The 12,284-nt window shown below is 66.9% G+C and carries 11 protein-coding genes; 6 read left to right on the top strand and 5 right to left on the bottom strand.

Going from position 1 to position 12,284, the window contains the following annotated elements; all coding sequences use genetic code 11:
* Positions 1 to 11: 11 nt before the first annotated feature.
* Positions 12 to 842 carry a polyphosphate kinase 2 gene (gene ppk2, locus BAC01S_RS12565; protein WP_027795084.1) on the bottom strand — a complete coding sequence of 277 codons (831 nt, stop codon included), beginning with the start codon at positions 840 to 842 and terminating at the stop codon, positions 12 to 14.
* Between the two features lie 270 nt (positions 843 to 1,112).
* On the opposite strand from ppk2, the gene BAC01S_RS12560 reads away from it, so the two are divergent.
* The 4 genes from BAC01S_RS12560 to BAC01S_RS31150 all read left to right on the top strand — a co-directional run bounded on the left by BAC01S_RS12560 (position 1,113) and on the right by BAC01S_RS31150 (position 4,426).
* Complete coding sequence (locus tag BAC01S_RS12560; protein ID WP_027795083.1) at positions 1,113 to 1,358, top strand: FeoA family protein; 246 nt, start codon at positions 1,113 to 1,115, stop codon at positions 1,356 to 1,358.
* Positions 1,355 to 3,223, top strand: coding sequence for a ferrous iron transporter B (feoB, locus tag BAC01S_RS12555; protein WP_027795082.1), 1,869 nt, complete (start codon positions 1,355 to 1,357; stop codon positions 3,221 to 3,223). The genes BAC01S_RS12560 and feoB overlap by 4 nt, the downstream gene beginning before the upstream one ends.
* Positions 3,220 to 3,528 (top strand): DUF6587 family protein, encoded by a 309-nt coding sequence (locus BAC01S_RS12550; RefSeq protein WP_027795081.1) that lies wholly within the window; start codon positions 3,220 to 3,222, stop codon positions 3,526 to 3,528. The genes feoB and BAC01S_RS12550 overlap by 4 nt, the downstream gene beginning before the upstream one ends.
* 124 nt (positions 3,529 to 3,652) lie before the next feature.
* A complete protein-coding gene (locus BAC01S_RS31150) occupies positions 3,653 to 4,426 on the top strand; it encodes a CDP-diacylglycerol diphosphatase (RefSeq protein ID WP_043202071.1) in 774 nt (257 codons plus the stop codon).
* Between the two features lie 83 nt (positions 4,427 to 4,509).
* Here BAC01S_RS31150 and BAC01S_RS12540 read toward each other — a convergent pair whose 3' ends face one another.
* From BAC01S_RS12540 to BAC01S_RS12525, 4 genes are read right to left on the bottom strand one after another with little or no spacing between them, the layout of a single operon-like run.
* The gene (locus tag BAC01S_RS12540) at positions 4,510 to 6,519 is read right to left on the bottom strand and encodes an acetyl/propionyl/methylcrotonyl-CoA carboxylase subunit alpha (RefSeq protein ID WP_027795080.1); all 2,010 of its coding nucleotides are present in this window, start codon (positions 6,517 to 6,519) and stop codon (positions 4,510 to 4,512) included.
* Between the two features lie 10 nt (positions 6,520 to 6,529).
* Positions 6,530 to 7,330 (bottom strand): enoyl-CoA hydratase/isomerase family protein, encoded by an 801-nt coding sequence (locus tag BAC01S_RS12535; RefSeq protein ID WP_027795079.1) that lies wholly within the window; start codon positions 7,328 to 7,330, stop codon positions 6,530 to 6,532.
* Positions 7,331 to 7,382: 52 nt separating this feature from the next.
* Positions 7,383 to 8,990 (bottom strand): carboxyl transferase domain-containing protein, encoded by a 1,608-nt coding sequence (locus BAC01S_RS12530; RefSeq protein WP_027795078.1) that lies wholly within the window; start codon positions 8,988 to 8,990, stop codon positions 7,383 to 7,385.
* Between the two features lie 47 nt (positions 8,991 to 9,037).
* Complete coding sequence (locus BAC01S_RS12525) at positions 9,038 to 10,219, bottom strand: isovaleryl-CoA dehydrogenase (protein ID WP_027795077.1); 1,182 nt, start codon at positions 10,217 to 10,219, stop codon at positions 9,038 to 9,040.
* A gap of 245 nt (positions 10,220 to 10,464) precedes the next feature.
* Between BAC01S_RS12525 and BAC01S_RS12520 the strand changes: the two genes are divergently transcribed.
* Positions 10,465 to 11,223, top strand: a complete 759-nt coding sequence (locus tag BAC01S_RS12520) for a TetR/AcrR family transcriptional regulator (RefSeq protein WP_027795076.1) — start codon at positions 10,465 to 10,467, stop codon at positions 11,221 to 11,223.
* 45 nt (positions 11,224 to 11,268) lie between these two features.
* A complete protein-coding gene (locus BAC01S_RS12515; RefSeq protein ID WP_027795075.1) occupies positions 11,269 to 12,279 on the top strand; it encodes a DUF2891 domain-containing protein in 1,011 nt (336 codons plus the stop codon).
* The last annotated feature ends 5 nt before the right edge of the window (positions 12,280 to 12,284 follow it).

Here is a 12,284-nt window from a genome sequence, read left to right as displayed (position 1 = left end):
GGCGCGCGCCGTCAATACTTCTCGGGCACGACGCGGACCGTGTAGTCGGTCCCGCTATAAGCGCTCTTTTGCCGCTTCGGCAATTTCACCTTGTCGCGCGGCACGGGTTCGTAAGGGATCTGGCTGAGCAGATGGCTGATGACATTGAGCCGGACCCGGTTCTTGTCGTCCGAATGCGCGACATGCCACGGCGCAAAGTCCGTGTCGGTCCTCCGGAACATGTCGTCGCGCGCCCGCGAATAGTCGTCCCAGCGCCGATACGATTCGAGATCCATCGGCGAGAGTTTCCAGACCTTGCGCCCGTCTTCGATGCGGTCTTCAAGGCGCCGGGTCTGCTCCTCAGGACTGACTTCGAGCCAATACTTGAGGAGGATGATGCCCGAATGGATCATGGCGCGTTCGATGAGCGGCGTGCTCGCCATGAACTCCTCCACCTGCTCTTCCGTGCAGAAGCCCATGACGCGCTCGACACCCGCGCGGTTGTACCAGCTGCGATCGAAGATCATGACCTCGCCCGCCGCAGGCAGGTGCGGCAGATAACGCTGGAAATACATCTGGCTCTTCTCGCGATCGGTCGGCTTCGGCAGCGCGACCACGCGAAACACACGAGGGCTCACGCGCTCGGTGATCGCGTTGATCGTGCCGCCCTTGCCCGCGCCGTCGCGACCTTCCATCACGATGCAGACTTTGGCCCCGGTATGCTCGACCCATTCCTGCAGCTTGACCAGCTCGACCTGCAAGGGGCGCAGCGCCTTCATGTACGCCCTGTCGCTCAGCCGCCCTCCGGCATCGGCCTTGCCGCCCGCTTTTTTCACCTTTGCCGCTTTTTTGGTCTCAGCCATTTCTGTTCTCCTTAAGACGCCGTATGGAATATCGCTGTCGTTGGAGCCATGCGAGCCTGTCAGACGCGTTGAGAATAACAGTTGATGGCCGACGACGATCCGTCGCATGAACTTAGCGGTCCGCACCGGAATCGGCAACAGGATGGGGATCGGGCCCGTTGATCTCGCGCAGCGCTGCGACATTCGGGCTCGGGCGCTTGCCGACACAACATGATTACGCGGCTTTCCGTATAATGAGAACAGTTCGCATTCAAACTCTTATCTTGCCCCATGCTTCTGAGCGATCTGTCCAAAGGCGCGACCGCCTACGTCGAGCGCGTCGAGGACGCGCATGAGCGCGACCCCATCGCCCAACGTCTGCGTGACCTGGGTTTCGTGCCGGGCGAGCCCGTGCGCGTAGTCGCCCGCGCGCCCTGGAGCGCCGATCCCCTGCTCGTGCAGATCGGCTCGACGCGTTTCGCGCTGCGCCGCGCGGAGGCCCGGCGCGTGAGCGTTCGGGAGGGGGCGACGTCGTGAACCCGGCACCGCTGCGTATCGCCCTCGTCGGCAATCCCAACTGCGGCAAGACCGCGCTCTTCAACCTGCTCGCCGGCGCGCGCCAGAAGGTGGCCAACTACGCGGGCGTCACCGTCGAGCGCAAGGAAGGCCGCTTCGTCACCCCCTCGGGCCGCAAGATTCGCCTGCTCGACCTGCCGGGCGCCTATAGCTTCGCCTCCACGAGTCCCGACGAACGCGTCACGCACGACGTGCTGCTCGGCCGCTATCCGGGCGAAGCGGTGCCCGATCTCGTGGTTTGCGTTGCGGACGCAACCAATCTGCGCCTGCACCTGCGCTTCGTGCTGGAAGTCAAACGCCTCGGCCGGCCGGTCGTGCTTGCGCTGAACATGATGGACGCCGCGAAACGCCGCGGCGTCGTCGTGAACGTGCCCGAGCTTTCGCGGCGTCTTGGCGTGCCCGTGGTCGAGACGGTGGCCGTGCAGCGCGGCGGCGCCCAGGCGCTGATCGAACTGATCGACCGCACCGACGCCGCGGCAGCGACCGCCGCCGAGACAGCGGCCGCCAGCGAGGCAGGCGCCGATCCGGGCGCCGGCGGCGATCTGCACGAGACCGTGCGCGCGATCCTCGCGGCGGCGGTGACGATGCCGCGCGCCACCGACGCGCGCGACGACGCGATCGACCGCTGGACGCTGCACCCGGTCTTCGGGCCGCTGATCCTCGCGCTCGTGATGTTTCTCGTGTTCCAGGCCGTCTATTCGCTCGGCAAGCCGCTCACCGACGCGATCGGCGACGGCTTCACCGCGCTCGGCGCGCTGGCCGGCAACGTGCTGCCCGAAGGGCCGCTGAAGAGCCTCGTCACCGACGCGCTATTCGGCGGCGTGGGCACCGTGCTCGGCTTCCTGCCCGAGATTCTCGTGCTGTTCTTCTTCATCCTCGTGCTGGAGGAGTCGGGCTACCTGCCGCGCGCGGCTTTTCTGCTCGACCGCATGATGGTGTCCGTGGGGTTGACCGGGCGCTCGTTCATTCCGCTGCTTTCGAGCTTCGCCTGCGCGATTCCCGGCGTGATGGGCACGCGCAGCATCGCCGACCCGCGCGACCGTCTCGCCACGATGCTCGTCGCGCCGCTCATGACCTGTTCGGCGCGCCTTCCCGTCTATGCGCTGCTGATCGGCGCGTTCATTCCGCACCGCATGATCCTCGGCGTGTTCAACCTGCAGGGGCTCGTGCTGTTCGCGCTCTACGTCGCCGGCATTGTGGGCGCGATGGCCGTGGGCTGGGTGATGAAGCATCTGCGGCGCGACCGCAGCGAGCACGCCCTGCTCATGGAACTGCCCTCGTACCGCCTGCCGCGCGCACGCGACGTCGCGATCGGCCTGTGGGAGCGCGGCGCGATCTTTCTCAAGCGGCTCACCGGCATCATCCTCGCGCTGACCGTGCTGATGTGGTTCATCTCCACGTTCCCGTCGCCGCCCGCGGGCGCAGCCGGCCCGGCCATCGACTACACGTTCGCGGGCTATATCGGCCGCGCGCTGCAGTATCCGTTCGCGCCGCTGGGCTTCAACTGGCAGATCAGCCTCGCGCTGATTCCGGCGTTCGCTGCACGCGAAACGGCCGTGGCCGCGCTCGCCACGGTCTATTCCGTGGCGACGGGCGACGCCGATGTCGTCAGCCTCGGCAGCACGCTCGCGCATAACTTCTCGCTCGCGAGCGCGCTTTCGCTGATGGTGTGGTTCGCGTTCGCGCCGCAATGCATGTCGACGCTCGCGGTGATCCGCCGCGAGACGCGTGCGTGGCGCGCCGTGACGATCTCGTTCGGCTATATGTTCGTAGTGGCTTACGTGGCCACGTTCGTCACGTATCAGATCGCGAGGCACTTCGCATGAGCGCCGGGCTGGTCGCGCAGTATGCGGTGATCGCGGTGCTCGTGATGGCGAGCGCGCTCTATACGCTGCGCCGGCTCGCGCCGAAAGCGGCGGCGCGCGCGCAGGCGGCGTGGGCCGCGTCGCTGCTGCGGCCGCAGCGCGGGGCGCTGGCTCATCGGCTTGGGCGTTTCGTGCAGCCCAAGGGGGCGACGGGGAACTGCGGCGATGGATGCGGAACGTGTGGAACGTGCGGGCCGGCGGGCGAGGCAGAGACCGACGGCGCCGCGAGCGAGCAGCCGCTCACCTTTCATCCGCCGCGCAAATAGGCGAGCGCCCGCCACGCAGCCGATCCGCTTGATGCGGCATGTCGTTCATACGGCTGCCGCGCACGTTCGGCTACACTGCCCGCTGCAGCCAACCCCATCCCCCTTGCGATCCGCCGACACGCCGATGCGCCTTACCGCCCCGCTCCGGACTGCCTTCCTCGCTGCCAGCGCCGCAGCACTCGTCGCGCTCGCCACCTTGGGCGGCTGCGTCCACTTTTCCACGTTCGACCCCAACGGCCTCTGGAAAGTGGTGGGCGGCCAGTGCGTGCCGAACCAGCGCGACCACGGCACGCCCGCGCCCTGCACCACGGTCGACTTCCAGAAGCGCTATGCGGTGCTCAAGGACATCGCGGGCCGCGCGCAATATCTGCTGATCCCGACCGATCGCGTGTCGGGCATCGAAAACCCCGGGATCCTCTACGGCGGCGCGCCCGAATACTGGGTGGGCGCGTGGGATGCGGGCCGGTATGTCGACGCGAAGCTCGGGACGACGCTCGCCGCCAACCAGCTCGGACTCGAAATCAACTCGTCGGCACAGCGTTCGCAGAACCAGTTGCACATTCATGTGGACTGCATGCGCACCGACGTCACCACCGCGCTGGCGCCGCATCGCAGTGATCCGCCGGGCCAGTGGAGCGGGATCACGCTCGATGGCAGCCGCTATCGCGTGACGCGTGTGACGAACCTGCACGATAGCGATAACCCGTTCCGCGTGGTCGCGCGCGATCTCGGCGCGCAACAGACGATGGGCGCCCAGACGATACTCGTGACGGGCGCCGGCCCCGACGCCGCACGCGACGGCTGGCTCATCGTCAACAGCGGGCGCGACATGGAGGGCGGCACCGGCACGGCCGAAGGTCTGCTCGATCACGCCTGCGGTCTTGCCCACGCGCAGTAACGCTCACGCTTCGCGCGCCAGCAGCGAATCAGCTGTTCTTCGGCGGGCGTGACTAAAGGGGCCGCGTAAGAATCGATATCCCGTCAGCCGGCTTCGAGCACCAGCAATTGCGCGCCGTCGGCCACCTGGTCGCCCACGCCGTACAGCACTTCGGTCACTTTGCCCGCGGCAGGCGCGCCGATCGTGTGTTCCATCTTCATCGCCTCCATGACGATGAGCGGCGTACCTTTCTCCACCACCGCGCCGGGCTCGACCAGCACCGCGATCACCTTGCCGGGCATCGGCGCGGTGAGGCGGCCTTCGCCGTGCTCCGTGTCGGCCGCGTGGGCCAGCAGGTTCTGCCATTCGAGCACCACGGCCGTGCCGAGACAGAACACATGAAACACGTCGCCGTCGATGAACACGCGCCCTGTCACGCGCGTATCACCGATGGTCGTGCCGTATTCGTCCGCGCCCGCGCCGCGCCACCACGTCCAGGACTCCAGCCCGCCCGCGCACGCGAGCTTCTGCGTGTTGCCGTCCTGCGCGTAAGTTGCCGAAATCGCGGCATCGGTCTCCACGTCGCGCCAGGTGTGCGACTGCGTGTAGCCGCCATTCAGGCGCCAGTGCGAAAGCGCCGTCCACGGCGACACGTCGCGCGAGCGATCCGCCTCGCGCGCGAGCAGCGCGGCGCAGGCCAGCGCGAGCGCCTCGCGAAGCGGCTGTTGATGCGGTGCGAACAAGGCGTCGTGATGACGCTCGATCAGACCGGTATCGAGGTCGGCGCTCGCGAACGGCTCGCACGTCACGAGCCGGTGCAGAAACTCGACGTTCGTATGCGGCCCGACCACCTCGCACGCTTCCAGCGCGCGCTGCATGCGTGCCAGCGCGTCTTCGCGCGTCGCGCCGTGCACGATCAGCTTCGCGATCATCGGGTCGTAGAACGGCGTGATCGTGTCGCCTTCGCGCACGCCGCTGTCGATGCGTACCGACGCGCGCTGAAGCGCCGTGCCGATCGTGAATTCCCCCCCCGCCGGCATGCGCAGATGTTTGAGCGTGCCCGTGGAAGGCAGGAAGCCGCGCGAGGGATTCTCGGCATAGATCCGCGCTTCCAGTGCGTGCCCCTGCACAACGAGCTGCGACTGTTCGAGCGGCAGCGGCTCGCCGGCCGCCACACGCAGTTGCCACTCGACAAGATCGAGGCCCGTGACCATCTCCGTCACCGGGTGCTCGACCTGCAGGCGCGTGTTCATCTCCATGAAGTAGAAGTCCGCGCCCGTCATGATGAACTCGACCGTGCCCGCCCCCACGTACTGCACCGCGCGCGCCGCCGCCACCGCGGCCTCGCCCATCGCGCGCCGCACGCTTTCGTCGAGCCCCGGCGCCGGTGCCTCTTCCAGCACCTTCTGGTGACGACGCTGCACGGAACAGTCGCGGTCGAACAGGTACACGGCGCCGCCGTGTTTGTCGGCGAACACTTGTACTTCGACGTGGCGCGGCCGCGTCAGGTACTTTTCGATCAGCACGCGGTCGTTGCCGAAACTGCTCGCCGCTTCGCGCTTGCACGACGCCAGCGCCGCCGCGAAGTCCTCGCTGCGTTCCACCACGCGCATGCCCTTGCCGCCGCCGCCCGCGCTCGCCTTGAGCAGCACCGGGTAGCCCATCGCGTCGGCCTCGCGCTGCAGGAGCGCGGCATCCTGGTCGTCGCCGTGGTAGCCCGGCACGAGCGGCACCGCCGCCGCATGCATCAGCGCCTTGGCCGCCGCTTTCGAGCCCATCGCGGCAATCGCCTCGACCGGCGGCCCGATGAAGACGATGCCTGCCTCGTCGCACGCGCGGGCAAAATCTTCGTTTTCCGAAAGAAATCCGTAGCCCGGATGAATCGCCTGCGCGCCCGTTGCGCGCGCCGCCGCAATGATGCGCTCGATGCGCAGATAGCTCTGTGCCGCGGCGGCCTCGCCGATATGCACGGCTTCGTCGCAGGCGGCGACGTGCTTCGCGTTCGCGTCGGCGTCCGAAAAGACCGCCACGCTTTTCACGCCGAGCCGGCGGCAGGTCGCCGCGACGCGGCACGCAATCTCGCCCCGGTTGGCGATCAGGATCTTGTTGAACATGTTTTTCTCGCTATTGGGCGGACTGCTGTGCACGCCAGCGCGGCGCGCGCTTTTCGAGGAACGAGGACACCCCGTCGCGGCCTTCCTCGCTGGCGCGAATGCGCGCGATGCGGTTGGCGGTGTCCGCGATCAGCGCCTCGTCGATCGTCTGCCCGGCAATGTCCTGCACGAGCTGCTTGCACTCGCGCACGGCGTTCGGGCTGTTTGCCACGAGCGTTTCGACGATGCGCTGCACGGCGGCGTCGAGTCCCTCCGCGGCAACCGCTTCGCTCACGAGGCCGAGCCGCTGCGCCGTCGCGCAGTCGAAGGCTTCCGCCGTCACGAAGTAGCGGCGCGACGCCTGCTCGCCGAGCGCGCGGATCACGTAGGGCCCGATGGTCGCAGGCATCAGGCCAAGCCTCGCCTCCGAAAGACAGAAGTTCGCTGTTTGCGCGGCGACCACGATATCGGCCGTGCACACAAGGCCCATGCCGCCCGCGTAGGCGTCGCCGTGCACGCGCGCGACCACCGGCTTTGGGCAGCGATAGATGGCGGAAAGCATCTGCGCGAGACGCATCGCATCGGCGCGATTTTCGTCGTCGGAGTAGCCCGCCATCTTGCGCATCCAGTTCAGGTCGGCGCCCGCGCAAAACGCCTTGCCGTTACCGGCCAGCACGATGGCGCGCACGTCGTCGCGCCCGCCGAGCGCGACGAACGCCGCCGTCAGGTCGGCGATCATGGTTTCGTTGAACGCATTGCGCACGTCCGGACGGTTCAGCGTGACCGTCGCCACGTGACCCGCGACCTCGACCAGCAGCGTTTCGTATTGCATCGTCAGGGGCTCCTCGTGAGGTTCGCGCTCATTGACCGGCTCATTTACCACCTTACATGCGGAATACGCCGAAGCGCGTGTCCTCGATCGGCGCGTTCATCGCCGCGGAGAGGCCAAGGCCCAGTACGTCGCGCGTTTGCGCAGGGTCGATCACGCCGTCGTCCCACAGGCGCGCGCTCGCGTAATAGGGGTGGCCCTGGCGCTCGTACTGATCGCGAATCGGCTGCTTGAAGGCTTCCTCTTCCTCGGCGCTCCACGTGCCGCCCTTGCCCTCGATGCCGTCGCGGCGCACCGTGGCCAGCACCGACGCGGCCTGCTCGCCGCCCATCACAGAAATACGCGCATTGGGCCACATCCACAGGAAGCGCGGCGAGTAAGCACGGCCGCACATGCCGTAGTTGCCCGCGCCGAACGAGCCGCCGATGATCACCGTGAACTTCGGCACCTTCGCCGTCGCCACGGCGGTCACCATCTTCGCGCCGTTGCGCGCAATGCCTTCGTTCTCGTACTTGCGGCCCACCATGAAACCCGTGATGTTCTGCAGGAACACGAGCGGAATCTTGCGCTGGCAGCACAGTTCGATGAAATGCGTGCCCTTGAGCGCCGACTCCGAAAACAGAATGCCGTTGTTCGCGACGATCCCGACCGGATGCCCCCAGATATGCGCGAAGCCCGTAACGAGCGTCGTGCCGTAGCGCGACTTGAATTCGTCGAAGGCCGAGTCGTCGGCAATGCGCGCAATCACTTCGCGCACGTCGAAGGGCTTGCGCGTATCCACCGGAATCACGCCGTAGAGGCTCTTCGCGTCGTAGCGCGGCGGCAGCGGCTCGCGCAGCGCGACGGGCGGCGTCTTCACGCGGTTCAGGTTGCCGACGATCGAACGCGCGATCGCCAGCGCGTGCGGGTCGTTCTGCGCGAGATGATCGGCCACGCCCGAAAGACGCGTATGGACGTCGCCGCCGCCCAGGTCTTCCGCGCTCACCTCCTCGCCGGTCGCCGCCTTCACGAGCGGCGGTCCGCCCAGGAAAATCGTCCCCTGGTTCTTCACGATGATCGACTCGTCGCTCATGGCGGGCACATACGCGCCGCCCGCCGTGCATGAGCCCATCACCACGGCGATCTGCGGGATGTCCTGCGAAGAGAGATTCGCCTGGTTGTAGAAGATGCGGCCGAAGTGATCGCGATCCGGAAATACGTCGTCCTGATTAGGCAGGTTCGCACCGCCTGAGTCGACGAGATACACGCACGGCAAGCGGTTTTCCTGCGCGATTTCCTGCGCACGCACGTGCTTCTTGACGGTTACGGGGTAGTACGTGCCGCCCTTCACCGTCGCGTCGTTGCAGACGATCACGCACTCCTGGCCCGCAATGCGCCCGATGCCGGTGATGATGCCCGCGCCCGGCGCGTCGTCGTTGTACATGCCGTAGGCGGCGAGCTGCGAGAACTCCAGAAATGGCGTGCCGGGGTCGAGCAGCTGCGCGATGCGATCGCGCGGCAGCAGCTTGCCGCGCGAGACGTGCTTGTCGCGCGCGGCCGCGCCGCCGCCCAGCGAAAGCTTCTGGATCTTCTCGCGCAGGTCTGCGACCAGGGCTTCCAGCGCGGCGGCATTGGCCTTGAAGTCGTCCGAGCGCGGGTTCAGCTTCGATTCGATGATCGGCATCGCGTGCTTCCTTTCGTGACCGTTCTTGACCGTGACGAACGGCGTGGTTACATCGTTTCCGCGAACAGCTCGCGGCCAATCAGCATGCGCCGGATCTCGCTCGTGCCCGCGCCGATTTCGTAGAGCTTCGCGTCGCGCCAGAGGCGGCCCACCGGATACTCGTTGATATAACCGTTGCCGCCGAGGATCTGGATCGCCTCGCCGGCCATCCACGTCGCTTTTTCCGCGGTGTAGAGGATGACGCCCGCGCAGTCCTTGCGCACCTGGCGCACATGCTCCTTACCGAGCGTGTCGAGCTGACGGCCCACCGCGTAAAGATACGCGCGGCACGCCTGGAACGTCGTGTAGAGGTCGGCCATCTTGCCCTGGATGAGCTGGAATTCGCCGATGGCCTGGCCGAACTGCTTGCGGTCGTGGATATACGGCACCACCGCGTCCATCACGGCCGCCATGATGCCGGTCGGGCCGCCCGCGAGCACGGCGCGCTCGTAGTCGAGGCCGCTCATGAGCACCTTCACGCCGCCGTTGAGCTGGCCGAGGATGTTCTCTTCGGGCACTTCGACGTCCTGGAACACCAGTTCGCCCGTGTGCGAGCCGCGCATGCCGAGCTTGTCGAGCTTCTGCGCCACCGAGAAACCCTTCATGCCCTTCTCGACGATGAAGGCCGTCATGCCGCGCGGGCCCGCCTCGGGATCGGTCTTTGCATAGACAACCAGTGTGTCGCAGTCCGGACCGTTCGTGATCCACATCTTCGTGCCGTTCAGCACGTAGCGGTCGCCCTTCTTTTCCGCGCGCAGCTTCATGCTGACCACGTCCGAGCCGGCGTTCGGCTCGCTCATTGCGAGTGCGCCCACGTGCTCGCCGGACACGAGCTTCGGCAGGTACTTGCGCTTCTGCGCCTCGGTGCCGTTGCGGTGGATCTGGTTCACACAGAGGTTCGAGTGCGCGCCATAGGAAAGGCCGACCGACGCCGAAGCGCGCGAGATCTCTTCCATGGCGACCATGTGCGCCGTATAGCCCATGTTCGCGCCGCCGTACTCCTCCGAAACCGTCATGCCCAGCACGCCCAGGTCGCCGAACTTGCGCCACAGGTCCATGGGGAACTGATCGGTGCGGTCGATTTCTGCCGCGCGCGGCGCGATTTCCTTTGCCGCGAACGCGGCAAGGCTGTCGCGCAGCATCTCGACTTCTTCGCCAAGCGGGAACTGCAGTCCGGGTACGTTGCTCATGAGTGTCTCCTGTCGACGGCAGTTGGCGCTGAAGCGCTTACTGCCATCCCATACAAAGTTCCAAACGGGCGCGGGCGAGGTCCTGCGCGCTATCGACTGCCATTTCACGCCAGATTTACGTATACGTCAATAGAGAATATTGAGTAAGGCTCAAATCTTGAGATTCGCCTATATTTCTTGATTGCAAGCGTAGAAATTCGCTGATAATGAATCTTCCGTTACCCGATAACTGACCCATACTCAGAATGCCAGCCGCCACCCGAGCCGCCCTGCCCGCCTCCCGCCGGCAGCCCGCGGGACGCAAGTCCCAGCAGCGCGTGAAGGAGATCCTTCAGGCGGGCCGCGACGTGTTCTCCGAAAAGGGCTACGAGCGCGCGACCACGGCGGAGATCGCACAGCGGCTCGGCATTTCCGAGGCGACGGTGTTCAGCTATTTCCGCGGCAAGCGGGAGCTGTGCGCGCGCGTGATCGGCGACTGGTATGACGAATCGATCGAGGCCATCGAGGCCGGCATGCCGCGCGACGGCACCGTGCGCCAGCAGTTTGCATTCATCGTGCGCATGCATCTGCGGCTGATGCTCGAGAGCGGCACGGGCATCTGCGAGCTCGTGCTCTCCGAAGGCCGCACGCGCCATCACGACCTCAGCGAAGCGCTGGTCGAAATGCAGCGCCGCTATACGGCGCCCCTCATGCGCGTGCTGGCGCGCGGCCAGGAAAGCGGCCAGATCCGCAACGACATGCCGCTGCGGCTCCTGCGCTCGCTCGTGTTCGGGCCAATGGAGCACGTGCTTTGGGACGCGACGCTGGGCCGCCGCCGGACCGACATCGACGCCACGGCGCAGCGGCTCGTCGACGTGCTGTGGCCGGCGCTGCAGCCGCCGAATCTCGAACTGGCGGCGCTCGCGCAGTTCAGCCAGGACGTGGGCGACGCCGTGCGCAAGCTCGAACGCGAGCGCATGGCGCGCAAGACGGACAGTGCCCCCGGCTCGGCGCCCGCCGGCTGAATCTGCGTTACGCTGACGGCTCCGTTTCCGCCCTCACGCTCCACCATGTCCGATACGCTCACCGCGGCGCACGCCTCCCGCTTTGCCTCGCTCGCTCTCGCGCATCTCGCGCGCGAGTATCCGAACAAGCTCACGCACTCGCTCGCCGGCCCGCAAGACGTGCAGGGACCGCGCGCCTTGCACCCGGTGTTCTACGGCAGCTACGACTGGCATTCCTGCGTGCACGGCTACTGGCTCGTTGCGCATCTGCTCGCGCGCTTTCCGGACCTGCCCGAGGCGCCGCGCATCGTCGCCGTCATCGACGAGCATTTCACGGAAGGGAAGATGGCAGGCGAACGCGCCTACCTGGACCTGCCGCACAATCGCGGCTTCGAGCGCCCCTACGGCTGGGGCTGGCTGCTCGCACTCGCGGCGCAACTCGACTCGATGCCGACGCCCGAGGCCGCGCGCTGGGCAAGCGCGCTTGAGCCGCTTACGGAGGCCTTCGTCGAACGTTTCGAGGCATTTCTGCCGAAGGCAACGTATCCGCTGCGCGTGGGCACGCACTTCAACACGGCATTCGCGTTGACGCTCGCGCTCGATTTTGCACGCCAGACCGGGCGCGACACGCTCGCGACGCTCATCTCGGACACTGCGCGGCGCTGGCACGAAGCCGACGCGGAATGCCAGGCGTGGGAGCCTTCGGGCGACGAGTTCCTCTCGCCCGCACTGATGGAAGCCGTGCTGATGAGCCGGGTGCTGCCCGGCAACGAATTCGTCCAATGGTTCGGCGCCTTCCTGCCCGACCTCGCTACGCGGGCGCCCGCCATGCTCTTCACGCCCGCCACCGTCACCGACCGCAGCGACGGCAAGATCGCCCACCTCGACGGCCTCAACCTGAGCCGCGCATGGTGCCAGCGCACGCTGGCGCGCGCGCTGCCCGAGGGCGATGCGCGCGCCGCCGTGCTGCGCGAAGCCGCGCAGACGCATCTCGACGCCGCGCTCGATCACGTGGCGGGCGACTACATGGGCGAGCACTGGCTCGCCACGTTCGCGACGCTCGCGCTCGAAGCCTGAGCGCG

This window comes from Paraburkholderia acidipaludis NBRC 101816 (genome assembly GCF_000684975.1).
Taxonomy (GTDB): domain Bacteria; phylum Pseudomonadota; class Gammaproteobacteria; order Burkholderiales; family Burkholderiaceae; genus Paraburkholderia; species Paraburkholderia acidipaludis.
Note: the sequence above shows the minus strand (reverse complement) of the source record. Positions and strands in the feature narration are given on the sequence as shown.

Bases quoted from the DNA above. Each gene is read 5' to 3' on its own strand.
- BAC01S_RS12540 (WP_027795080.1), bottom strand. From the start codon at position 6,519: ATGTTCAACAAGATCCTGATCGCCAACCGGGGCGAGATTGCGTGCCGC.
- BAC01S_RS12535 (WP_027795079.1), bottom strand. From the start codon at position 7,330: ATGCAATACGAAACGCTGCTGGTCGAGGTCGCGGGTCACGTGGCGACG.
- BAC01S_RS12560 (WP_027795083.1), top strand. From the start codon at position 1,113: ATGCTTCTGAGCGATCTGTCCAAAGGCGCGACCGCCTACGTCGAGCGC.
- BAC01S_RS12550 (WP_027795081.1), top strand. From the start codon at position 3,220: ATGAGCGCCGGGCTGGTCGCGCAGTATGCGGTGATCGCGGTGCTCGTG.
- BAC01S_RS12515 (WP_027795075.1), top strand. From the start codon at position 11,269: ATGTCCGATACGCTCACCGCGGCGCACGCCTCCCGCTTTGCCTCGCTC.
- BAC01S_RS12525 (WP_027795077.1), bottom strand. From the start codon at position 10,219: ATGAGCAACGTACCCGGACTGCAGTTCCCGCTTGGCGAAGAAGTCGAG.
- ppk2 (WP_027795084.1), bottom strand. From the start codon at position 842: ATGGCTGAGACCAAAAAAGCGGCAAAGGTGAAAAAAGCGGGCGGCAAG.
- BAC01S_RS12530 (WP_027795078.1), bottom strand. From the start codon at position 8,990: ATGCCGATCATCGAATCGAAGCTGAACCCGCGCTCGGACGACTTCAAG.
- BAC01S_RS12520 (WP_027795076.1), top strand. From the start codon at position 10,465: ATGCCAGCCGCCACCCGAGCCGCCCTGCCCGCCTCCCGCCGGCAGCCC.
- BAC01S_RS31150 (WP_043202071.1), top strand. From the start codon at position 3,653: ATGCGCCTTACCGCCCCGCTCCGGACTGCCTTCCTCGCTGCCAGCGCC.